Source organism: Anaerococcus lactolyticus S7-1-13, from assembly GCF_000758765.1.
GTDB lineage: Bacteria > Bacillota > Clostridia > Tissierellales > Peptoniphilaceae > Anaerococcus > Anaerococcus lactolyticus.
In genome coordinates this window covers 16,704-40,274 of the sequence record NZ_JRMW01000035.1, presented here as the reverse complement: position 1 = coordinate 40,274, position 23,571 = coordinate 16,704, and the positions used below count along the sequence as shown (strand labels likewise).

The following is a 23,571-nucleotide window of genomic DNA, read 5'->3' as shown; positions in this document are numbered from 1 at the left end:
ATGAGGTTCATATGAAAAAAGAAATAAACATTTCAAACAATAAGGCCGTGATTAACTTTTCAAAGGCCTTTTTTAATGACACTGATGACCTACTAAAGAGCGAAGGATTTTTTGAAGTAATCTGTTCTTTTGTAAGGTTCCACAAGGAAAACCAGACAAGGATCTATACATATCTTGAAAAATTTTTCAGGGCTAGTGATATAGAAGTTCTTGCAGGTGAAATTAGGGATATCACTAAAATCCTAACAGTGATGAGTATTGATGAAATTTCAGAAAAAATCAACAAGTACCATGATCTTAATAAGGAAAGAGATGCCTTAATTAGAATAGTTGAAGATATATATGACTATTGGAGAAAGCTTGAAAGATACTCAATTATCGAACAATCTGATTATGAAAGAGGCTTGGAGGTAGAAAACTTCCTAAGTTCTAATATTAGATTTAAGGACCTAATCCTAGATGTCTACAGAAAAGCAGAATTTTCTGTTACAGGCCAGGTTCCAAAAGTATTTAGGCAGGTGCCAGCAGGTGCCAATGCTTCTGTGATAGTTAAAAATTTTGAAATTTCTTATCCAGAAGAATTACAATTTTTAAATGAAATACCTTTTATAACCAAGGTTATGATTGAAACACCTTACATCACCTATACTAAGTCCAACAAGAGGGATGGTTACTTCAAAGAAATTTTTGAAAACCCAATCGAAGGCCTTGATATAGATACAGATGAATTCTTATGTTACCCTGCCAAGGTTGGTGACAATCTCATTTATATCTACTTCCACCAAGACCTAATTACCCACGGTATTTCTGCATCAAACCTCTTTGACCTTGCAGATGAAGAAGAAATTTTAAATAAAAGACCAGATGCCATCTACCTATTTGGTGGAGAGAATTCTAAGGACCAAAACGTCTTTTATGAAAATAAAAATGGACTTCTAATTGGTTATGTAAACTATACTGACCAAAAAGATTACTTTGGCTATTTGAAGAAAATGTGCCTCACCCTTTCAAACATCATTTCAATGAAAAAATCCTACCTCCCTATCCATGGAGCAGGAGTAAACATAGTTTTACAAAATGGAAAGTCTGCCAATGTAGTAATCCTCGGAGACTCTGGAGCAGGTAAGAGCGAATCAATCGAAGCCTTCAGAACCCTTGCCAAAGACTACATCAAGGATATGACAGTAATCTTTGATGATATGGGCACATTCAGAATAAAGGATGACAAGGTTATGGCTTTTGGTACAGAAATCGGCGCCTTTGTAAGACTAGACGACCTAGATGCAGGCTATGCCTTTAAGCAAATAGATAGGTCCATCTTCATGAATCCTGATAAGGTAAACGCAAGGCTAATCATGCCAGTTGCTGATTATGCAACAATCATGCAAGGCTATGAAGTAGACTTTTTCCTCTATGCTAACAACTACGATAAGCTAAAAAAGGACGAAGACTCAATCTCAATTCTAGATGATGAGAAAGAAGCTATCAAAATCTTTAAAAGAGGTGCAAGATTTGCTAAGGGCACAACCACAGAAACAGGCCTCGTAGAATCCTACTTTGCCAACCCATTCGGCCCTTATCAAAAACAAGATACTTGTGATAAGCTAATCGAAACATATTTCAATAAACTATACGAAAACAATAAGAAAGTCGGTCAAATCAAAACCCAACTTGGTGTTAGTGGCATGGAAACAGACGGTCCACTAAAATCAGCTAGGGAACTTTTTGAAATAATCAAGGCCCTATAAAATAGAAATTAAAAATCATCTCCAATAGACAAGGAGATGATTTAGGCTATAGACAAAGTCATATTCTGATGTCATTCAGACGAACGAAGTGAGGAAGAATCCTGTAATTTATAGGATTCCTCGTCGAATCCTGATGGATTCTCTGTCGGAATGACGTATGTTTATATACTTTGTAGACATTCTGAATCATCTCCAATAGACAAGGAGATGATTTTTTTATTGAAGCTAAAACTTGGTCATTTTTATCCTGGGGTTAAATTTTTATTAATATTCAAGATTATTTTAGCATAACTATTTTTATATTTACTTAAAAAACTATTTTCATTGTTTTTTTGAAATAATCATTTCTATACTCCAAACGATAAAGCTTATAAAAACGAGCTAAAATCATTAATATTTTACTCTTTTTATCCCCTACCCATAATTGTTAGGATCTTTTCGTAGAGTGGCCCTGAGAATGAATATTCTACAACTGTTTTATCCCAATCTAAAATTTTCCTTGCATCTATCATCTCTGGGTTTAGACCAGTAAGATTGCCATTTTTATCTAAACTTACAAGGCTTTCTATTTCCTTATCCCTGTAGGCGATTTTGATTTTCACACCTGGAGTGTCTTTTTCTTGGCTCTGGCAAATGAGAACTGTTGACCTCTGGCAAATCCCATCAAGAAAGTCATTATCTTTTTCGATGACCTTACCATCATTACGCTTCTCAACAGACCTTAGACTTATCACTGCATTCTCCCATTTTGGTACGACTAAGTAAAAGTCATTACCAGTTAAAAATGCATTATTATCATCATAAGGATCTCTCTGGCCTTCTAAGATTAGTCTTGGGTCTTTATAGTCTGCAAAACATGCTTGCCAGGCAAATAGTTTGCTCATTACATTAGGTAGAGTATCTTCAGCATTGGCCCTGCCCATATAGATTATAAAGGCATTTACCTTTTCATCATCTGGGTCTATGCCAAGCTTTGTAGCCATCCTTACAAAGTCATCTGAGTATCGATTAGTTTTATAATCAGGTCCAGCAAGGGTTTGGGTTTCTATTACTTCCCCTATGCCTATATCTGGATAGATTTTGCTAAAAAACATTAGCCTACCTACTTCATTTACATAAAATATATTAGGATTATCTTGCCACAAGTCTTTGATGGCAAAACCTTCTTTATTTCCCATGTCATACTGGTAGGAAGGATTTGATAAATAACTGTCATAATGGTCAATTATGTGCCTATAGTAGTCCGCTAAGCTTTTTTCCATGAGGTCTAATTTCTGGTCAGGACTAATAGCAAAATAGGATAAGAGTTCATCATCTGTAAGACGCTTGCCATCCTTAATTGAAAAATTATAGGTCCTATATACTTGAAAACTTGAGTCAATATTATTGTATAGATGGATAAAGAGGCTTAAGATTTCTTCGTCTTGGTAGGTTGAAAACTCTGCATGAACAAAGGGTTCATCGCTATTTTTAGAATATTCGTCCGCATCCTTGTACATAGTTTTTAACTCTTCAAGGTCCTTTTCTATTTCCTTATTGGCTAGGTCCGCATCCTTTGAATCTAGCAAAATTTTTGGTAGGTGGATACCAAAGCGAAGGCCCTTGGCCTTTTCCATTTGTTTTTTAGTTACAAAATCCTTCCGGGCTTGCCTATCTTCTACTAGGGTTGACTTACTACCAGCCTTTGCTCCTTCTAGGGCCTGAGCCTTTATTGGTTTTCTTTTAAAATTTATTTCATTTACTAATTTTATATCTTCATTGCTTTCTTTCTTGGCTAGGTTTTTTTCTTTAGGATTTGCTTCTTCATCTTCAGATTTTTCTGCCAAGGTATTTACTTTTTTATCCCTTTCTTCTTCGCTTACCTTTGTAAGTTCTTCGTCAAGCTTTTCTTTACCACAGCCTACTAGAGCCAAGGCTAGAAAAATAAGAAGAACTTTTTGCTTTTTGCCTATCATAACCCCTCCTTACTCAAATTTAATCTTATTTCCCTTGATTTCACAGCTATTTTCTCCTTCAATACAAGAGTTTTTAAGGCCGTATTCATGCCTTATAAATTCATCAAGACTTATAAGATTAGTCACTTCGTGTTTGTTTTCAACCTCATAGGAGTGCCTTGCATCCTGATTCCTATATTTGCTGTAGACATTAAAATAATATATGAAGCCAGCAACTAAGAGTACCCAGAAAAAGTTTCTGGAATCTTGAAACTTTGTATCATCAAATATATCAAAAGCTGCAACGAACCATAGGACAAGGGCTATTAAGAAGCTTATAACTTCCACAAGGGCTGATGCCATAAAAAGTTTTTTGAAGTTTATAGGCACTGATCCCATGGTTTCCTTAGTCCTTGCATTTACTGCAACATAGTGTAAAACGTGTTTATCGCCCTTATTTTCCATATAGGAGTAAAGCCAAACCGGCAAATAGGAAGCCTTCCAAGAATCGCCTTTTACAATAAATTCTTCTTCTTGCCAGTTAACTCCTCTGTCATATTCTTCGATGGTATCTTTGATGGCAAATCTAGCCACATCTGAGCCCCATACGTCTGTAATTTTTTTAAGGTCAGATACATTGGTATCTCTCTTTTCGGATGTATAGCCTTTTAGGTAGTTGGCATTGTATTTAACACAATTTTCTGTATCAAAAGGCATGATTGAATTTATGATATTTGTTGTCTTTTCCTTTGAAGAATAGTCAAGTTTATCCAAACTTGATTCTATTGTTAAATCATCAATGCTTATGTCAAAGTCCCTGCCTACCCTGTAAAGATCAGCATCATAAACGGTTTTTTCATCATCACCATCTTTTACTTTCCTAGTATTGGTTAAGATTTCTCCCTTACCACTAAGTTTCATATGGCCGTTTATATCAACAAGCATATATGGAAAATACACCCCACATATATTTTCGGCATTAAATTCCTTGATAAATTGTGGGTGAGCAAAGGTCTTTCTTTGACCAACAAAATTTTCAATTTCTTCTTTTGCTTCATTCTTAGTCACAGAAAATGGCAAAATCACGTCAGGTACAGCTCCATTATCAATTTTAGAATTTATTGAAAGGGTATTTCTGCACCAATGACACCTGGCTTGGGTAGAAGTTGCTGTATCGATAACTACCTCAGCCCCACAACTTTCACATTTTAGGGTAATGATATTACTAGCTTCTAAGTCTATATCTGCTGCCCCACTATGGGACTTGCTCCCTTCAAGACTTGATATTTCATCATCTGCCTCTGCTAAATCTAAGTCAAATTCATTCCTACAGAAATTACACCTAAGCTTGCCAGTCTTGGTATTAGTAGAAATATCAGTAGAACCACACTTCGGGCACTTAACCTGGCCATCTTTTACTTGGTCTGTGTCTTTAATAATGTTTATGTTTTCATTATTATCTCTTTCGCCTACCATAGCCTCCTCCTTAGAATCCTAAAAGATCAGATTTAGCCTTATCAAATTCTTCCTGGCTAATAACTCCTGCATCTAAAAGTTTTTTCATTTGGATTAATTTTTCTGTTGGGTCGACTTGTGCGTTATTTGATGCTTGTTGGTTTTGTTGGTTTTGGTTTGGAATATTTTGTCCTACTCCAAAATTAGGTTGGTAAGAATTTGCTCCCTCTGGCTGGTTAAGTCCACCTGCCATGGATCCTGCAGCATTCATTCCCATACCCATAAAGGCCATTCCTGCACCACCGCCATTTTCTCCTGCACTTTGCATACCCCTAGCAACTGATTGTTGGAAGAATGAATTTCCACGATTTCCAGAAAGAGCATCCGCTTTTTTGACATCTGATAATAATTTTTTTGTATCTTCGTCATATTCGATAGCAAGGATTGCTGTTTTTATAATTTCAAGTCCCCTATCTGTCTTCCATTGGTAGGCATCCTCAACAGCCTTGGTTAGGGACTTCGCAAAACCAATTTGATCACCCTGGATTTTGCTCATCCTATTTCCCCTTGAAGGGTCATTTGTATAATTAGAAAAAGCTGCGGATAAGCTGCCTACAACCTCGTTAAAGAGTTGTTCACCTAGCTCATTATCCATATCACCAAAGTCAAAAACAGGTGCATCCTCAATTAAGTATTTTTGAGGAAGGAAATTTTTGACAAAAAGAAGGGGATCGACAATCTTAAGTGTGTATGTTCCTCTGGTAACTGCTCCTACTTGAGTGCCAAAATATGCATCATCCCAATAGATTTCACTTTGGGTGCCAAAGCGGTTGTTTGGAATTTCTTTTAGGTTAACATAAAAGGCAAGTTGTTCAGCTCCTGGTTGGCCGCCAAACTTAATCTTTTCCCAAGTTGACTGAATTAGCGAACTCATGACTCCATCACCTACGAAAATTGACTGGGAACTTGTTTCGTCACTTGAAAATATAAAGCCACCGGCTTCTGCAACTATGCCAGTAATCATCCCATTTTCGATTGTAATGAGAGCTGTGCCTTCTGGCACGATTATCTTAGACCCATTAGAAATAATATTTTTACTGGCCCCTGTATTTGATCCTCTATCTTGATTAGTTCCTTGGCTTACTGCCGGAAAAATTCCTGCTGTGGCAGAAATTCCTGGCATAGGTTTGTAAAAATCTAGCCATTGGTCTGCAAAACTTCCTCCGAGTGCTCCTGTAAATGCTTTTATAAATCCCATTTTTACCTCCTAATTTTTATCTTGGATTTAGGTAAAATATTTTTTTACCCCTGTTCTTAATTTTATTAAATCACATTAAATTGATATAATAAATAGACCAGAGGTCAATCTTTGTTGAAATTCACAAAGATAGACCTTTGGTCTATATAAATAAACCTATAAAAAAAGCACCTCCCTATTGCTAGCATAATTACTAAAATAAGGAAGTGGTTTATAACTTTCTTTTATTCTATTTTTTCATTTACCTGGTCATTTTCTTCATTAACATTTCCTATTATCTGATCAACCATTCCACATCCCTTAATAAGGTCAAGGTAAAGAAGTAATTCACCCCTAGATGATACATTAAGTTTTTTATAAATTTTCAAAATGTGGTGTTTGGCAGTGCTCTTGCTAATGTAGAGTATTTCAGGTAGTTGGTCTACGTCATAACCCTTTATCAAAAGAACTAAAACATTTAACTCGGCGGGAGTGAGGCTTGAAGTTGCTTCAATAAATTTCTTGAACTTGTATTCCAGATAAGGAGGTAGCCCCTTGATAGACTTATCTTTAATTTTCTCCCTAACATTTTCCAAAAACTTATTTATCTCGTAAAAACCAGAGTCTAAAATGTCTTGCCTGTAGTCTTCGTCTAAGATTTTCTCCTGGTTTTCTATTAGGGAAAGTCCATCTGTAATTGGGCTTATGTACCTTCTAGTAAAATTCCAGCTAATGACTATGGCAAAAAATAAAAATAAGACAACAGAAATGGCAATATTGGATATATTTTTAAAAATATCCCTATTATATTCATCAAGAGGAATCATAGAAATAATTAAGGACTTATCCCCGTTTTCTATTAGGGAAACTTCTCTCAATAAACCTATGTATTTGGATTTTGAGCCTACAAACTCCTTTAAATCCCTACCATGATTTTTGATTTCTAAAACATCATCTGGAAGAAAATAATATCCCTCCTGGGTTCCGCTGCTGAGGGCCCTTTCGGTATCTATTTTACTATCTGCTACTGGCAAAAATACAGAAGTCAACCTCTTCATCTTGGATGGTTGGGCAATTTTTTCCTTAAAATACATTTCTTCTACTTCAAAGCCACAGACTCCATAAAGCTTGCCATCCCTACTCACAATAGGAAGGCTTATTAACATTACCTTTTCACTTGTTCCAGGTAGGGTAAATACTTTGGTCATCCTATAAGAATCATAAATAGACTTATTTACATTTTTAGCAAGGAGAGCGTAGGCAGGTAGATTTGATAAATCATATTCTAACTTCCACTTCCTATGAGGCATTGCCGAGTGTTTCTTAGCCACCTCTGCATCTCCCCTATATACAGTAACAGACGATTCCTTCAAGCTCCTAGAATCAAGTTTTAAATACAAACCAGACCTAGAATCTTTTGCCCCCTTATTTTTAGAATTAACAGTGGTATTGAACAAGACAAAGGCTCCTGATGTATCTGCGTAAAACATGGAGCTTTTCAGGTTTTCGAATATCCTATCCTGTATTTGACTAAGGAGTTTTTGATTATCTCTCAAATCTTCAAAAGAAATTTTTTCCTTATCCAAAATCTCTTCTAGGCACTCACTTGTATCTTGGGATAAGTGCATGGCAGAAATAGCTGACTTATCAAAATAACCCTTTATTTCCTTATCCAGCATAGATACTTGGATATCAAGGCTCTTTACATAATCTTTTCTGACATTTTTGTATTGGTCAAATAAAACCAAAGCCAAAACTATGAAGAATAGCAAAAGCCCAGCAAAAATAATCATATAGATAAAAAGTTTTCTATACATTGAATTTTTTTGATATTTCTTATTTATATCAAACAAGGGCTGCTCCTAAAATTATCCTATCAGCTTTTCCCAGCATTCTTCTATCAGACTATTAACATCTTCGCCACTTTTATATCTTTCTTCAAAGGATTTTTGATTAGCCCTAAGCCAATCATAAAAATTTAGAACCCTATTATAATCATAAGACTCAGAGAGAAAGCTGTAGTCTTTTTCCATCTTTGATAAGCTATGGTATAGGTCTTTATAATCGTGGTTTTCAAATTCCATATCTAAAACTTTGTTAAAGGCCTCATTTCTTACAGGCATATAGCCAGTTTTTGTAACAAAATCTAAGTTTCTTTGGCTTTCTGTAATCCATTTGGCAAATATGGCTGCCGCCTTTGCCTTTTCATCGGTAGTCTTATAGGCGCAAAGCCCTGTACCAGCTAGGGTATCAACCTTATTACCACCCTTACTTATTGGCAAAGCTAAAACTTTTAGATCCATAGGCTCAGACCTATTGTCTGGGTAGGTCACCGTATCATTATAATACAAAACAGCGGCAGATGAACTTATCCCTGCTAAGCTCTCCCCTGTCATCATCTGGGTATTGGCATAAAGATCTGACACAATGATATGGCCCTTTACCAGAGAGGTCATAAATTTATAAAATTCTTTTTTAAATTCCTTATTATTTTCATCATACCAACCATGGTCGTTATGGAGTTTGGCATTTGGATTTGTTGAAAGACAAGCAAGTTCAATTTCTCTTAAAATGTAGTCCATGGCACAAAAAGCCTTGCCATCTGACCAGTCATAAAATTTCTCAGCCGCATCAAAAAATCCATCCCAAGTTGATAAATCTTCATAATCAAGGCCTGTATCTTTAGAAAACCTAGCAAACATAGACCCATTTATAAAGAGCATATGGGTCGATTTTGAGATAGGAAAAACTAAAAGCTTATCTCCCACCTTGCCATCTTCTAAAAAATCTTCCTGATAATCACTGAGTTCTTCTTTTGTAAAATAATCTTGCCAATCAATTAGGTTTTCACTCCCCAAATCATCGGCATTTCCACTATGGCAAAAGAACAAATCTGGCATTTTTTTTGCCCCGGACTTGCCCGCCTGAGAATCTAAAAGTTCATCGCCAATTTCTGCTGAATTACTTGTCGCAGTAACATTTATAACAATTCCTTCCTTACTACCCACGGTTTCGTTAAACTCATCAACGAGCTTATCCATAGGAGATGAAGCCTGTTCGCCATAAACATGCCACATTGTAAGACTTACTGGTTCTTTTTTATTATTTAAAAGTATAACAAATAGGGTGATAATTATAAAAACAAATATAATAATTATAGCCAGCCTTTTGTTTTTGCTCTTTTTCATAAAGTCCTCAATTCATAAAAAAACATCTTCTCTATTTAAAACTAACATAGTTTTTTTACAATGTCAAGATAAGTTTATATAGGAATTAGTTAAAATATTATCATTAACTCTAGCATACTTTAAATATTTTGTATCAAAAAAAGATGAAATATCAAAATAGACTTCTCTATTCTAATCTTTCATCTTTATTATTATTTGCCTATAGCATTTTCCCTACCATAATAAAATAGGTATTGTTGGGCGTAGCCGGCAAGGTCTCCAAATATTTCTCTAGCGTAGTTGTCTACTTGTTTTTTTGGTACTTCCTTGCCTATAAAAAGTGTTTCCATTACCCTTTTAATCCATACGTCAACAGGGAAAGTCTCCCTCCTGTGGTAGGCAAAAAGCATGATACAATCAGCCACCTTTGGACCGATACCTGGAAGGTTGTTAAGTTTATTGTGCAGATCTTTATCTGTGAGAGTTTTTTCATCTTCAAAATTTAAAAATCCGTCCACAAAGGCCTTTGCTGTTTCTACTATCCTCACATCACGAAAACCCACTCTCGCATATTCTCTTAGCTCCAGTGGATCAACATTTGCTAGGACTTCTGGAGATGGAAAAGAATAATATTTTTCGCCCATATATTCTCCAAGGTAGGTGCCGTACCTCTCAGAGATTATCCTCACAGCCTTTTTTATCCTAGGAATTTGATTGTTGGCAGAGATTATAAAAGAAATTGTTGTTTCAAATAATTCTTGATTTAAAATCCTAATTCCGTAACCATAATCACTCGCCTCTTTTAATATTTCTGATTCTGACAATGCTTGTTTGATTGCCCCATAGTCAGTGCCCAGGTCAAAGTAATCGTAAAAAATATCGTAAAAGTCATCAAAACTTACATTACGGACTAGGGTGTAACCATCACACTCTAATAAGTTTATAATTTTCCCTAAAAAAACAGCTGTAAAGGAACCGTCATCATTTTTTCTAAAATTAAAACATTGACCACATTCGAAAATATGGTCAACCTTAAAAGAATCCTCCCTGAGGATAAGTCCCTCAGGAGACTCTTTGATATTTAATTTTCTTTTTTTATCAGTAATATATCTCATTATCTAATCCTAACAGCATGGATAGCTAGCCTTTGATCAGCATAATCATATTGGCAGGTTGATAGGGTTATAATTGTATCCTTTTCAGTGAAGGGTCTAGTATCAAGCTTAACCTCAGAACTTGACCTGAGTTTGTTAAAGTATGGCACCTTGTCCCCATCATAGGTGAAATCTAAGGTCCTGTAATCTGAACTAGAAGGTGTTCCGTAGGCAGAAAATATTTCATATTCCCTTAGACCGTCTTTTGTTGTTAGGTAGATAGTCCTATTTTTTTCTGCAAATTCTTGCTTCCTATATTGGTCAAGTGGTGTAAACATCGAATCAATCTCTAGATGGTGACCATATATTACAGAATTGTCGTCATTTATATCTGGCGAATTATATACATCCATAAATATAGAACCAGCTATGTCATATTCCTTATTAAGTCCCTTTCTTAGATAGAATTCATTGTCAGGCCCTTGAAGAACTGGATATTTGATACCTGTTCCAGGAATCTCTATTACAGCTATAACGTCAGGATTTTGTTCCTTTAATTTTTTAAGAAGGCTTAAGTGAATTTTTTCAAGTCTAGCCAAAGGATTTTTAACAGTTTCAACATCTATATCACCATTACTGCCCTTATCTACATCCGCTTCAACTTGCTTTGATAAATCTTCTATGTATCTATTGTTTTTCATGTTTGTCCAATAATCAAGACCCCTCTTACCTAAGATAGACACGCAGGCTAAGATTATTAAAATTAGGACAAATCTAATTAATGCCATTATTTTTGATTTCATTTTACCACCTTTAAAAAGTATGTTTCATTAGTATAATATACCATAACAGAGCATAATTAAAAGTATTTTAGAAAAAAAGGAGAAACTATGAAAGATTACAAGTTATACGTAGGAACTGTTTGTAGATTTTGCAAAAAAGTCGAGACTTTCTGTGAAGAAAACAATATAGATATTCCCCTAGTAAATATAAACGATGATAGAGAGGCTATGTTGGAGCTAATGGAAAAGGGCGGCAAAAGACAAGTGCCATGCCTCTACCACGACGGTGAGTACCTATACGAATCTGATGATATAATAAAATATCTAAAAGAGAATTATAAGTAAGGTTATATATGATAAAATTAATTGCATCTGACATTGATGAAACATTAATAAGCCGCGATCAAAAGGTCCCAGAAAGAAATAAAGACGCAATAAAAAAAGCCATAGAAAAAGGCATAATTGTTATCCTCGCAACCGGAAGGGGGCCTTATGAAATCTTTGATATCCCAGATCAGGCAGGAGTCATCGCCGATGACAGGTATATAATTTGTTGTAATGGCGCAGTTATAATGAATGTAAAAACCAAGGAAATTGTAAATGTTGTAGACATGGATTTTGCCTATGCGAGAAAAATTTTTGCCTACGCCTATGAGAACAATCTCACATTCTATCTTTATACCCTAAATAAAAAATACGGAATCAATCTATCTGATGAATCAATCGTGGCTGAAAAGCATATCAATATCCTAGATACTGACAACATTGAATTTTTAAAAGATGAAACCATCCTAAAGGTAATAATAAAAAACAAAAACATGAACAAGCTCCAAGCTCAAGAAGTTGATATAGCAAAGATAACAGACTATAACCTCGAAATTTCCTATTCTTCAAATATGTATATGGAAATAAATGCCAAGGGCGTAAATAAGGCACAAGCCTTAAAGAAAGTCTGTGACTACTATGGCATAGATTTAAAAGACGTCCTAGCCATCGGAGATAACCACAACGACGTAGCCATGCTAGAAGAAGTAGGCAGGTCTGTCGCAGTAAATAACGCAAGACTACAAGTAAAACAAACAGCCGACTACACCACCAGCCTAGACAACAGCAAAGGTGCCGTAGGTGAAGCCATAGAAAAATTTGTTTTAAACCTATAAATCCCTCCACCTGCATAGCAGGTGGTTTTTTGTTTCGCTCTTTTTGTTTGCTTGTCTCTCTTAGATGGGCAACAAAAAACTAAGCTAGGAAAACCAAGCTTAGTCTATTTTTTCTCTAATAATATTCTCTATTTGTCATATACCTATAGCCCATATATATAAGTCCTCCGACAATAAGGATAGGTAGAAGTTGGGTTAGGATTCCAAAAATTATTACTATTGGCAAAATTATTAACCCACCGACTATTAATAATGGTAGGCTTACAAGACCAATGGTGATACCTAGGACTCCTAAGATCAATTTAAAAACTAATTTTATAAGTGGGATGCCAATGAAAATGGCACCTATGATTAAAAGTAAGGTTAACATATTGAACTCCTTTTGTTAATATTATACATATATTGAAGTTTTATGTCAAGTATCTTAATATTATTTTGGATATTCTTTTATATCTTAAGTTCGGTTTTAATATATGTAAGGAACAAAAAAAGGGAGCCTAGCTCCCCTTAAACTATTTTCTATAACCAAATTCGTGGTCAAGGATGTAGATTCCACCCCAGTTGCCGTTAATTCTTTCTAGTCTTGTTACAATCTTGCCTACTGTATCTTCTTCTTCAACTTGTTCATCAATAAAGCCTTTGATAAATGAAAATACTCTTAGATCTTCTTCTTTGGCAAGTTCTGCTATTTCATAAATTCTTCTTGATACTTCTTTTTCATGAGCTAGGGCTGCCTTAAATACGTCTACTAGGCTTTCATAGTCATATTGTGGTTCAGCTATTGCCTTATATCTAACATCATAGCCTACTTCTTGAAGGAAGTGTTTTATGGCTTCGCCATGTTCGATTTCTTCTTTAACTTGACTATCAAACCAATGTGTGAATCCATCAAGCTCAAGTCTGTCTGTATAAGCAGCCATTGCTTTATAGATGTATGCTGATTCATACTCAAAATTCATTTGTTCATTTAATAAATCTAATACTTTACTCATTTATTTCTCCTTTTTCTAGCATTTCACCGTAAGGAATATATACACCGTATATATCTAGGTTTCTTGCTAATATCTCCTTTATTACTTGTGTTGTATTTTCGGAATTTATATTGACTGTGAAACTCTTATCCTTAATCATAAATTCATCCCCAGCTATTATTCCCTTTGATTTTAAGCCACAGAAAATCTCCATCGCCTTCTTCTTAGTGAATTTTCCATCTAGTTGGAAGGTTATAGGAAATACTTTTGTAGAATCTATTAGAGGATTTAATTTTTTGATTAAAAGTAAGTCTTTCATAGCCATCTCCTATTAATAAAGATACCCATTTTTAAAAAAAATTTAACAATTATTTTCTTCCATTTCTTTTTTTGAGAAGATACAGCCACAATATTCCTGCCTGTATATCCCATATTTTTTTGAAAGTTCTATTGATTTCCTATATCCATCCTTCTTTTTAAAGTCTGCATATAGGTATTTAACGCCATATTTTTCCTCAAGTTCTTTGCCAATTTCGTTTAGCCATTGAGCGTTTTTATAAGGAGATATTGATAGACTGGTTGTGAAATATTCATAGGATTTTTCCTTGGCAAGTCTTGCAGTTTCTTCTAACCTTAATTTATAGCAATCATAGCAAGCCCTACCAAACTCCTTGTCGTCTTTTCTTTTTTGGGCGACTTTTTCAAAATCCCTCATATCATTAGCTGGAATTATAACTTCGCCGTCGAAAGCAGATTTTTCTGCAACTATTTGTAAATTTTCTGCACGTTTTTCAAGTTCTTCTCTTGGATAGATCATGGGATTGTAAAAGTATAAGTCCATAACAAAATATTCCCTAAGTCTTTCTATGACTTGGGTTGAACATGGGCCACAGCATACTTGCAACAACAAGCTTGGCTTTCTTCCTTCTTTATCAAGTCCTTGTATGATTTCTTCCATCATCCTATTATAATTAATTTTGTTCATATAAACCTTTCAAGCAAAAAAATCGCAAGAATAAACATTCCTGCGATTTGCATATTATCTCTTTGAGAATTGTGAAGATTTTCTCGCCTTTTTGAGACCTGGTTTTTTTCTTTCCTTTTTACGTGAATCACGTGTTAGGAAGCCAGCTCTCTTTAGGGCTATTCTTAGGTCAGGGTTTGCTATGATTAGCGCTCTTGCGATTGCGTGTCTAATAGCTCCTGCTTGACCATTGAAGCCACCGCCGTTTACATTAACTCTGATGTCAAAGCTTGTAAGATTTTCTGTTAATGTTAGTGGGCTTCTTGCTATAATTTTAAGAGATTCAAAATCAAAATATTGATCTAAATCTTTTCCGTTTACTATTATATTTCCAGATCCTGGTACCATTGTTACTCTTGCAACAGAGGTTTTTCTTCTACCAGTTGATTGTATAATGTTATCTGCCATATTTTACTCCTTACTTAAGATCTAAAGCTTCTGGGAATTGTGCTTCATGACCATGGTCAGGGCCAGCGTAAACTCTTAGTTTTTTTGCCATAGCACGACCAAGTTTGTTGTGTGGAAGCATTCCTACAATTGCATTTTCTACAATTCTTTCTGGGAACTTAGCTTTCATGTCTTTAAACTTAGTAATTTTAAGACCACCTGTGTATCCAGAATATCTCTTGTATTCTTTTTGATCTTCTTTGTTTCCTGTAAGCACTACCTTGTCAGCATTAACAACTATTACATAGTCTCCTGTGTCAAAGTGTGGAGTAAAGGTTGGTTTGTTCTTTCCTCTTAGTATTGCTGCAACTTGGCTAGCTAGTCTACCTAGAACCATGCCTTCTGCATCAACAACATACCATTTTCTTTCGATGTTTGATGGAGTCGCAGTCCATGTCTTTTGATGTTTCATCTCATCCTCCTATAATTTTTTCGGCTACTATATTTAGACACCGCATTAGTAGCTTGCGGCTGTACTCGTCCTGGCACTTATCTATCGCTCCCAGGATATGCGATTCGTCTCGATTCCTTATGAAGGTCTGAGTCGACTGATATATAATACCAGCTTTTAGAGCTTTTGTCAATATTTTCTATTTTCTCTTTGCAAGTTTTTTATAAGTATAAGGAGAAAAGAGTAGAAGCATAGGATAAAGCTCTAGCCTTCCAAAGAGCATGGCAAAGGTTAGGGTAAACTTAGATGTTGGTGCCATGGCTGCAAAGGAAGATACGGGACCAAAATCTTTTAAGCCTGGTCCTACGTTATTAAAGGTTGTAGCAACAGCTGCGAAGGCTGCTTCGAAATTTTCTACGTCCCTACTAACTATTACCATAAAGAGGATAAAGAGCAAGATATATGAAACCAAATACTTGTTTACTGCTTCTTCTAATTCCTCATCCATCTTTTTGCCGTCAAGTTTTGTGATAGTTACTCTTCTTGGATTGATAACTTTTTTTATGTGGTTGATGGTTGCTTTAAATAAGATTAAAAATCTTGAAACCTTAAAGCCACCCGCAGTAGAGCCTGCAGATGCACCTATAAACATTAACAAGATTAAAATGTTTCTTGAAAACATCGGCCAAGCACCATAGTCCGCAGATACATAACCTGTTGTTGTCATTATTGATGAGACGGTAAATAGGGATTGAATGCCAGTGTAGGCTAGATCATCATAATAGCCTCTGATATTAAAGAAGATCAAACCAGTAGAGATGGCGATTATTCCCAAGTACCAATAAAGTTCTTCTGACTTAAAGCCCTCTCTTGCAGACCTAATTAGGGCGTAATAATAGAGGTTAAAGTTCACCCCAAATAAAATCATGGCAACAGAAAGTACTAATTCAATATATCTTGAGTCATAATAGCCTACTGATAGACCCTTATTGGCAAAGCCTCCAGTACCCGCTGCACCCATAGCATAAATTATTGCATCAAATAGGTTCATTCCTCCAAACATTAAAAATATAACTGTAATGAGGGTCATTACCAAATAAATTATGTATAAGACTCTGGCAGTCTTACCAAGCTTTGGTGTAAGTTTGCCAAAAGATGGTCCTGGCATTTCTGCTTGAAGGAGGTTTGACGATTCTTTATTTGATTTTGGCAAAATCGCTAGGGTAAATACCAAAATCCCCATACCTCCGATAAGGTGGGATAGGGACCTCCACATAATAATTGAATGAGGCAATAATTCCACATCGTTTGCTACAGATGCCCCACAAGTTGTAAAACCACTTGCCATCTCAAAAAAAGCATCTAGGAAGGTGTGGTAATTTGTCGGTGTAAGGTAGAGGGGAATGGCTCCGATTATAGAAAAAATCACCCAACATGCCGCTGTAGTAAAAAGAGCTTCTCTGGTGTAGATATGACCTTGTTCGTCGCCTATTTTTACAAGTAGGCTTCCACCTAGACCAGAAATTAATATCGGCAAAATAAAGTATAACTTATCCTTAAATCCTTCTTGGTAGATAAAGGCAACCAAGAGTGGGACCAACATTAATAGTGCCAAGACTTGGAGGAGCCTGCCCAAAAGATAATTTATCGTCTTAATATTCATACTTACTCCAATATATCATCTAAAACCTTAAAGCTGTGGTTGGTTGTCGCAACAAGAACCGAGTCACCAAGATTAATCTTTGATGACCCATTTGGGATTTCTATTTCAACCTGACCATGGTCAATTGCCAAAACCAAACTATCGTCTCTAATACTTAAATTTTTTAGAGGTCTGTCTAGTATTCTAGAATGGTCGATGGCTTTAAATTCTATCACCTCAACTTCACCTTCCTCTAGCCTATATAGGGATGAAATTGACTTGCCCCTAGCGTTTACCTTGCTTCTTACCAACCTATTGATCACATCACTTGCTGCCATCTTTGGTGCAAAAGTTGTATCATTGTCTAGGATTCCAGTCATTTTTAATAGCTTAGTCCTATTGACCTTGGCAATTACCTTTTCAAGTCCTGATTTTTGGGCAAGAAGGGATATCAAAATATTTTCTTCATCTATACCTGTTAGGGCAAGAAGGGCATCAAAATGATTTAACCTTAATTCTTCTAGGACTTCAGGACTGGTACCATCAGCATTTATTACTACAGCTGCTTCGTGCATCTCGCTGATATCTTCTGCTTTTTTTCTATCAATTTCTACAACAGTCACCTTAAAGCCTCTGTCGACCAAAAGACCAACAAGGTACTTAGAAATATTTCCAGCTCCTATTACCAAGATGTTTTCTATGTCGTAGGCACCCTTTTGTTCGTGCCTATAAAAACTATCCACAGCTTCCTTTGCACCTATTACATAAATCTTGTCCCCAGCTTTTAGGATATCATCACCGTGGGGAATATTAACATCTCCATCAGAATTTATGATACCGATTAGGGTGTGATAATTTTCTGAATAGGTTCTTAAATCTGAAAGCTTTCTGCCATCAAGGTCTGAGCCTTCGTCTATTACAAGCTCCATCATTATAGCCCTATCCTTAAAGAAAGATTCTACGTTGAGGGCATGAGAGTATTTAAGGCTCCTTTGTAGGTCCTTGGCTGCTATGTATTCTGGGTTCACAATGGACATGGCATCGGTGACTTCACCTATAAATCTCCTGTGCTTAACATAGCGAGGTTCCCTTAGCCTTATAATAATGTTTTTGGCTCCTAAATTTTTGGCGAAAGTCGATGCGATTAGGTTTACATCATCAGACTGGCTTATTGCTATAAAGAGGTCACAATCCTTTGCTCCTGCCTCAACTAGGGCCTCCACATCTCTGCCATCACCCACTAAACCCATTACATCATTGGTCGCCAAAAGCTCTTCTAAAACTTCCTTATTTCTGTCAATTACAACTATATCGTGCCCCTCGTTGGAGAGGTCTTTTGTCACAAAAGAGCCGACTTTGCCGGCTCCTAAAATAATTATTTTCATCAAAGCTCCTTAGGAAATTCAAAGATCTTACTAATACCTTACCTCATTTATAGATTTTCCCATATTTATTTCTTTAGATAATCGTAGGCATAGCGTGCTAAAAGCTCTGCACCATATTTCATAGCTCTTTCATCTGGATTAAAGTCTGTGGCGTGGTTTTGTGGGTAGGTCGCCTTGTTTTCTGGGTCCCTGCCACCTATAAACATATAAGTGCCCTTGATTCCCGGCACATCCTTATAACCTGATAAGTAAAAACCAAAGTCCTCTGAGCCGGCGAGTTTTAGGTCAGTTGAAACATTTTCTTCACCAAAAATTTCTCTTGCTATTTTTACTGAAAGGTCAGTTGATTTTTCTTCGTTGATTACAGCACCTGCTCCCATGTGGTAATCAAAGTCCGCCTCTCCTCCGTAAATCTCTGCAGAAAGTTTGGCTGCTTTTTCAAGTTCCTTCACCATAAAATCTACTGATTCATTAGAAAAAGACCTGAAGGATCCATCAAGTCTTATATCAGCTGCAACTGCGTTTGATGCAGATCCACCTTCTACAACTCCCAAGTTAAGCACAACTGGATGAAAGACATTGTCAATTTTTCTAGCCTGGATAGCGTAGGCTACGTTTATAAAATTTGCAAGCATAAGCATGGCATCATTGCCTTGGTAAGGAGTGGATGAATGGGCAGACGTACCCTTAAATTTCACTGTGAAAAAGGTATTGTTTGCCATGACTTCCCCGTAGCCAGTAGCAGCTTTGCCTAAATCCCAAGCAGTGTGGATGTGGATGGCAAAACCTGTATCTACATCCTTTGTATAACCCCCACTAACAACAGCCCTTCCACCTTCGCCAGTTTCTTCACCAGGTTGGAAAATTATTCTCACCCTGCCATTTAGGTCATCTTTCACCTTCAAAAGTGCCTTTGTTGCGTTTAAAAGCATGGCTGCATGGATATCGTGACCACAAGCGTGGCTTACACCTTCCACTTGGCTTTTAAAATCAAAGTCGTTTGTTTCTTTGATTGGAAGTGCATCTATATCTGCCCTTAAAAGTACAGTCTTGCCCTTACTTTCTGGATTTATTTCAACCATAAGACCTGTCGGGTCGATTTCTACAGGATTAAAACCCATAGCCTCAAGTTCTTTTTTTATAAAAGCTGTGGTTTTCACTTCCTTCATAGATAGCTCAGGATTTTCGTGCATATATCTCCTATCTGCTATCATTTTTTCTTCATTGGCTAATATTGATTTTTTTATAGTATCTGTCATAAGTTTTCCTTTCTAATTATCGTATTATATATACCCAAAACAAAAAGACTTAGTCTATAATAAATCGCTCTTATCTATAAAAGCGCTTTAAAACTAAGTCCTTTTTCCTATTCTGCTTGTGGAGCAATCTTTAAATCCAAATACAAATCATTGTATAAAATAGTTGTTTCCTTGCCCAAATCTTTAAAAACTGTTAATTTGTCAATAATATCATCATCTGGATAAAGAGTCTTATCTATCCTTGGATTAGGTTTTACTAATTTCATTGCTTTTTTATTTGGAGTTGCATAATGTATATAGTCTGCGTTTTTAGCTGCAACTTCAGGTCTTAAAAGATAAGAAATTAGGGCATAAGCTCCTTCTTTGTTTTTGCTAGTTTTTGGAATAACCATGGTATCAAACCAAATATTTGACCCTTCTTTAGGTATAATATAGGCAAGCTTATCGTTTAAGGCCTCTGCCTTGGCAGCTTCACCGGAAAAAGTTATTCCTATGTCAGCTTCGCCCTGGGCCACATACATCCTTATTTCATCAGCAAGGATAGCCTTAACATTTGCCATAAAAGGCACCAGGTCGTTCTTAACCTTCCTTAAGATTTTTTCATCCTTTTCATTTATATCATAACCATTTTTTAACAAACCAATGCCAAGGGTTTCTCTCGCCCCATCAAAGGAAAGAATTTCTCCCTTAAACTTAGGATCCCAAAGCTTAGCCCATGAATCCAAATCTTTTGCCCCATACTTTTCTGTATTGTAAATTATACCAAAAGTTCCCCAAAAATATGGTACTGAATATTCATTGCCCGGGTCATAAATCTGGTCTAGAAATCTCTCATCAATATTATCAAGCCCCTTGATTTTAGAATGGTCAAGCTTTTCCAAAAGCCCTTTTTGCTTCATCATCTCAACTGTATATTCTGAAGGAAAGGCGAGGTCATAATGGGTCTTGCCCTGCTCGATTTTGGCCATCATGGCCTCATTGGAGTCGAAGGTTTCGTAGACTATCCTATAGCCTGTTTCCTTTTCAAAATCTCTAAGGATTTGTGGATCAACATAGTCTCCCCAATTGTAAAAGTATATATCCTTATCACTTGAACCTGTAGAGCTCGCATTTAATCTATCTTTACAAAAAACTAGGAGAAGGGTTAGGCCTAAAATTCCTAAAATAAATTTATAAACCTTGTTCATATTTCTTTGTCTCCCTTCTTTCGATTATATAATAGATAATTACCATAACTAAGGAAATAGCAAAAATTATGGCTGATAGGGCGTTAATTTCAAGAGAAATTCCACTCCTAACCCTAGAATAAATTTCTATGGAAAGGGTCGAAAAACCTGACCCGGTCACGAAAAATGTAACAGCAAAATCGTCAAGCGAATAAGTAAGGGCCATAAAAAATCCTGCAAAAATCCCACTTGCTATATTTGGCAAGATTATCTTATTTAAAATCATCATATCACTAGCGCCCAAGTCTTCGGCAGCCCTTATCATATCCTCATTTAGAGCATAAAGCCTTGGCAAAACCATAAGGACAACTATAGGAATTGAAAAAGCAATGTGAGCAAGAAGGACCGAGAAAAATCCCATAGGAATTTTCAATAAAATACTAAACAAAATCAAGAAGCTAGCACCCATCATGATGTCTGGAAGAACCATCAAAACTGAATTTAGACTTAGAAGCTGTTTTTTGATTTTTTTATTTTTTGTATAGTATATAGAAATCGCTCCTAAAGTTCCAACAATACTTGCAATTAGAGATGACAAGAGGGCTAAGATTATGGTATTCAAAACAATATTTAACAACCTCTTGTCAGAAAAAACTGCTTGGTAATGTTCAAGGGTAAATGATTCAAAAGAATTCATATTCCCACCACTATTGAAGGAATAAAAAATTAAATATGCCAGAGGAAGGTACATAATGATAAAAACAAAAATCAAAAATAATTTAGATAATTTGTTTGATTTATTTTCCATTTACTTCCCCCTTCTTGTTCAAAAGCGAAATCACTGCAAACATAATCCCGATTAGGATAAGGCCTATGGTTGAACCCATGCCCCAGTTTTGAGTCACAAGATAGTGCTGCTCAACAGCTGTGCCTAGGGTGATTATCTTGTTGCCTCCAATTATCCTTGTAATCAAAAACAAGGACAAGGAAGGGATGAAAACTGCCTGAAATCCAGCTATAACTCCGTCCATTGAAAGGGGTAGGATAATCTTCCTAAAAGTTTGAAGCTTGCTTGCTCCTAAGTCTTCGCTTGCAATTATATACTCCCTAGGAATAGTATCAATCGATCTAAAGATAGGCAAAATCATAAAAGGAAGCTCTACATAAGAAGCTACTAGGATAAAGGCTGGATTTGTAAATAAAAATCCTTGGCTTGCAAGGCCCAAAAGACCCACTATGGTTCCATTTTTATTAAAAAGTCCTATAAAGGCGTAGGCTTTAAGAACGAGGTTTATCCAAGTTGGCAAAATTACCAAAAGCAAAATCAAATCCTTGTGCTTGGACTTAGTCAAAAAATATGAAAATGGATAGGCCCACAAAAGTGTAAAGGATGTAATTAAAAAGGCAGTCAAAAATGAATTTAGGGTCATGATTATATAGTTTTTGTTGGAAAAATAAGCTATATAATTATCAAAGGTAAAGTTACCATAAATATCAAAAAATGACTGGTAAAGCAAAAGCAGAATTGGAGCTATTATGAAAACCAAAATCCAAATGTAATATATAAAGGTTAATTTTTGGTATTTTTTAGTCATCACTTTCTCCAGTAGCGTACTTTTCGATTCTCTTATCGAAAGCCTCTTCGGTTTCGTTGTAACGCATAACGTGGATATTTTCAGCATCTATCTTAATTCCGATGTCATCGCCTTCTTCAAAACGTCTAGTTGTATGGATTTTCCAAGAAAACTCCATCTTATCAATGGCAATTAATTCATTAAAGACACCACGGAAAAGAATATTGTCAATGTTTACAACTATGTCTGCTTGATTAAGCGGAACAACTTCAATATCTTCAGGTCTAATTACAACTTCTACCCTCTCACCCTTGGCAATACCAGCATCAGAACAGTCAAAAACCTTGCCAGCAAATTCTACCTTATAGTCATCAACCATCCTTGCCTTTAGGATATTAGATTCACCAATAAATTCTGCAACATAACGGTTGATTGGCTCGTCATATATATCTTTTGGAGGACCTTGCTGGACAATTTTTCCCTTATCCATGACAAAAATATGGTCAGATAGGGCTAGGGCCTCTTCCTGGTCGTGAGTTACAAACACAAAGGTGATTCCAAGTTCCCACTGGATATCACTTAGTAAAACTTGCATAGACTTTCTTAATTTCATGTCGAGAGCAGAAAGAGGTTCATCAAGCAAAAGTACATCCGGTTTATTTACAATCGCACGAGCAATCGCCACCCTCTGCTTTTGTCCACCAGACATCTGGCTTACCTCACGTCTTTCAAAACCAGCAAGGTTTACCATTTCAAGGGCCTTCTCCACCTCTTTTTTGATTATAGCCTTGTCAATTTTTTTAATTTCCAAGCCAAAAGCTACATTGTCGTAAACATTCATATGGGGAAAGAGCGAATAATTTTGAAAAACTGTATTAACAGTTCTCTTGCTCGCAGGCACATCACCAACATTTTTCCCATTTATGTAAACAGAACCCTTACTAGGTTCCAAAAATCCAGCTATTAAATTTAAAATTGTAGTCTTGCCACATCCAGAAGGACCCAAAAGAGTATAAAACTTTCCCTTTTCAAGCTCCAAGTCAACGGATTTTAAAACTTCCTCGTCTCCAAAAAACTTAGAAACTCCATCAAGAACTACAGAATATTTCTCATAATTTTTATCCATACAACACCC

23 protein-coding genes are annotated in these 23,571 nt (G+C 36.0%); 3 read left to right on the top strand and 20 right to left on the bottom strand.

All coding sequences use genetic code 11. From position 1 onward, the window contains the following. Positions 1–11: 11 nt before the first annotated feature. Positions 12–1,748, top strand: coding sequence for a hypothetical protein (locus tag HMPREF1630_RS05535; protein ID WP_037327865.1), 1,737 nt, complete (start codon positions 12–14; stop codon positions 1,746–1,748). 407 nt (positions 1,749–2,155) lie between these two features. Here HMPREF1630_RS05535 and HMPREF1630_RS05530 read toward each other — a convergent pair whose 3' ends face one another. The 7 genes from HMPREF1630_RS05530 to srtB all read right to left on the bottom strand — a co-directional run bounded on the left by HMPREF1630_RS05530 (position 2,156) and on the right by srtB (position 11,438). After that, the gene (locus tag HMPREF1630_RS05530) at positions 2,156–3,703 is read right to left on the bottom strand and encodes a hypothetical protein (RefSeq protein WP_037327862.1); all 1,548 of its coding nucleotides are present in this window, start codon (positions 3,701–3,703) and stop codon (positions 2,156–2,158) included. 9 nt (positions 3,704–3,712) lie between these two features. Then, a complete protein-coding gene (locus HMPREF1630_RS05525) occupies positions 3,713–5,158 on the bottom strand; it encodes a TFIIB-type zinc ribbon-containing protein (protein WP_037327861.1) in 1,446 nt (481 codons plus the stop codon). A gap of 10 nt (positions 5,159–5,168) precedes the next feature. After that, complete coding sequence (locus HMPREF1630_RS05520) at positions 5,169–6,395, bottom strand: SHOCT domain-containing protein (RefSeq protein ID WP_037327859.1); 1,227 nt, start codon at positions 6,393–6,395, stop codon at positions 5,169–5,171. Between the two features lie 224 nt (positions 6,396–6,619). Then, positions 6,620–8,227 carry a helix-turn-helix transcriptional regulator gene (locus HMPREF1630_RS05515; protein ID WP_231549514.1) on the bottom strand — a complete coding sequence of 536 codons (1,608 nt, stop codon included), beginning with the start codon at positions 8,225–8,227 and terminating at the stop codon, positions 6,620–6,622. A gap of 15 nt (positions 8,228–8,242) precedes the next feature. Further along, positions 8,243–9,562 (bottom strand): ABC transporter substrate-binding protein, encoded by a 1,320-nt coding sequence (locus HMPREF1630_RS05510; protein ID WP_037327857.1) that lies wholly within the window; start codon positions 9,560–9,562, stop codon positions 8,243–8,245. 191 nt (positions 9,563–9,753) lie between these two features. Next, positions 9,754–10,659 carry a DNA-3-methyladenine glycosylase family protein gene (locus tag HMPREF1630_RS05505; protein ID WP_037327848.1) on the bottom strand — a complete coding sequence of 302 codons (906 nt, stop codon included), beginning with the start codon at positions 10,657–10,659 and terminating at the stop codon, positions 9,754–9,756. Further along, positions 10,656–11,438 (bottom strand): class B sortase, encoded by a 783-nt coding sequence (srtB, locus tag HMPREF1630_RS05500; RefSeq protein WP_037327845.1) that lies wholly within the window; start codon positions 11,436–11,438, stop codon positions 10,656–10,658. The genes HMPREF1630_RS05505 and srtB overlap by 4 nt, the downstream gene beginning before the upstream one ends. An 87-nt stretch (positions 11,439–11,525) precedes the next feature. Between srtB and HMPREF1630_RS05495 the strand changes: the two genes are divergently transcribed. Then, positions 11,526–11,762 carry a glutaredoxin family protein gene (locus HMPREF1630_RS05495; protein WP_037327842.1) on the top strand — a complete coding sequence of 79 codons (237 nt, stop codon included), beginning with the start codon at positions 11,526–11,528 and terminating at the stop codon, positions 11,760–11,762. An 8-nt stretch (positions 11,763–11,770) separates the two neighbouring features. Next, positions 11,771–12,577: a Cof-type HAD-IIB family hydrolase gene (locus tag HMPREF1630_RS05490; protein WP_037327840.1), complete on the top strand. Its 807-nt coding sequence runs from the start codon at positions 11,771–11,773 to the stop codon at positions 12,575–12,577. Positions 12,578–12,692: 115 nt separating this feature from the next. On the opposite strand, the gene HMPREF1630_RS05485 is transcribed toward HMPREF1630_RS05490, so the two are convergent. The 13 genes from HMPREF1630_RS05485 to HMPREF1630_RS05425 all read right to left on the bottom strand — a co-directional run bounded on the left by HMPREF1630_RS05485 (position 12,693) and on the right by HMPREF1630_RS05425 (position 23,562). Continuing rightward, positions 12,693–12,947 carry a hypothetical protein gene (locus HMPREF1630_RS05485; protein WP_004826674.1) on the bottom strand — a complete coding sequence of 85 codons (255 nt, stop codon included), beginning with the start codon at positions 12,945–12,947 and terminating at the stop codon, positions 12,693–12,695. Between the two features lie 142 nt (positions 12,948–13,089). Next, positions 13,090–13,569 carry a ferritin gene (locus HMPREF1630_RS05480; RefSeq protein WP_037327837.1) on the bottom strand — a complete coding sequence of 160 codons (480 nt, stop codon included), beginning with the start codon at positions 13,567–13,569 and terminating at the stop codon, positions 13,090–13,092. Continuing rightward, entirely contained in the window at positions 13,562–13,867 is a 306-nt protein-coding gene (locus tag HMPREF1630_RS05475; RefSeq protein ID WP_037327834.1) for a hypothetical protein, read from the bottom strand. Before HMPREF1630_RS05475 ends, HMPREF1630_RS05480 begins: the two co-directional genes overlap by 8 nt. 42 nt (positions 13,868–13,909) lie before the next feature. Next, positions 13,910–14,533, bottom strand: coding sequence for an epoxyqueuosine reductase QueH (locus tag HMPREF1630_RS05470; protein WP_037327832.1), 624 nt, complete (start codon positions 14,531–14,533; stop codon positions 13,910–13,912). Between the two features lie 54 nt (positions 14,534–14,587). Beyond that, positions 14,588–14,980 (bottom strand): 30S ribosomal protein S9, encoded by a 393-nt coding sequence (rpsI, locus tag HMPREF1630_RS05465; protein ID WP_004826683.1) that lies wholly within the window; start codon positions 14,978–14,980, stop codon positions 14,588–14,590. Between the two features lie 10 nt (positions 14,981–14,990). Next, positions 14,991–15,431, bottom strand: a complete 441-nt coding sequence (gene rplM, locus HMPREF1630_RS05460) for a 50S ribosomal protein L13 (RefSeq protein ID WP_004826685.1) — start codon at positions 15,429–15,431, stop codon at positions 14,991–14,993. 178 nt (positions 15,432–15,609) lie between these two features. Further along, a complete protein-coding gene (locus HMPREF1630_RS05455; protein WP_037327829.1) occupies positions 15,610–17,073 on the bottom strand; it encodes a TrkH family potassium uptake protein in 1,464 nt (487 codons plus the stop codon). 2 nt (positions 17,074–17,075) lie between these two features. Then, positions 17,076–18,437 (bottom strand): Trk system potassium transporter TrkA, encoded by a 1,362-nt coding sequence (gene trkA, locus HMPREF1630_RS05450; protein ID WP_037327827.1) that lies wholly within the window; start codon positions 18,435–18,437, stop codon positions 17,076–17,078. Between the two features lie 65 nt (positions 18,438–18,502). Beyond that, positions 18,503–19,696 carry a M20 metallopeptidase family protein gene (locus HMPREF1630_RS05445; protein WP_037327824.1) on the bottom strand — a complete coding sequence of 398 codons (1,194 nt, stop codon included), beginning with the start codon at positions 19,694–19,696 and terminating at the stop codon, positions 18,503–18,505. 107 nt (positions 19,697–19,803) lie between these two features. Then, the gene (locus HMPREF1630_RS05440; protein ID WP_004826693.1) at positions 19,804–20,883 is read right to left on the bottom strand and encodes an ABC transporter substrate-binding protein; all 1,080 of its coding nucleotides are present in this window, start codon (positions 20,881–20,883) and stop codon (positions 19,804–19,806) included. Continuing rightward, positions 20,867–21,670: an ABC transporter permease gene (locus tag HMPREF1630_RS05435; protein WP_037327821.1), complete on the bottom strand. Its 804-nt coding sequence runs from the start codon at positions 21,668–21,670 to the stop codon at positions 20,867–20,869. Before HMPREF1630_RS05435 ends, HMPREF1630_RS05440 begins: the two co-directional genes overlap by 17 nt. Continuing rightward, positions 21,660–22,457: an ABC transporter permease gene (locus tag HMPREF1630_RS05430; RefSeq protein WP_004826697.1), complete on the bottom strand. Its 798-nt coding sequence runs from the start codon at positions 22,455–22,457 to the stop codon at positions 21,660–21,662. The genes HMPREF1630_RS05435 and HMPREF1630_RS05430 overlap by 11 nt, the downstream gene beginning before the upstream one ends. Further along, a complete protein-coding gene (locus HMPREF1630_RS05425) occupies positions 22,450–23,562 on the bottom strand; it encodes an ABC transporter ATP-binding protein (protein ID WP_004826698.1) in 1,113 nt (370 codons plus the stop codon). Before HMPREF1630_RS05425 ends, HMPREF1630_RS05430 begins: the two co-directional genes overlap by 8 nt. Positions 23,563–23,571 lie beyond the last annotated feature (9 nt).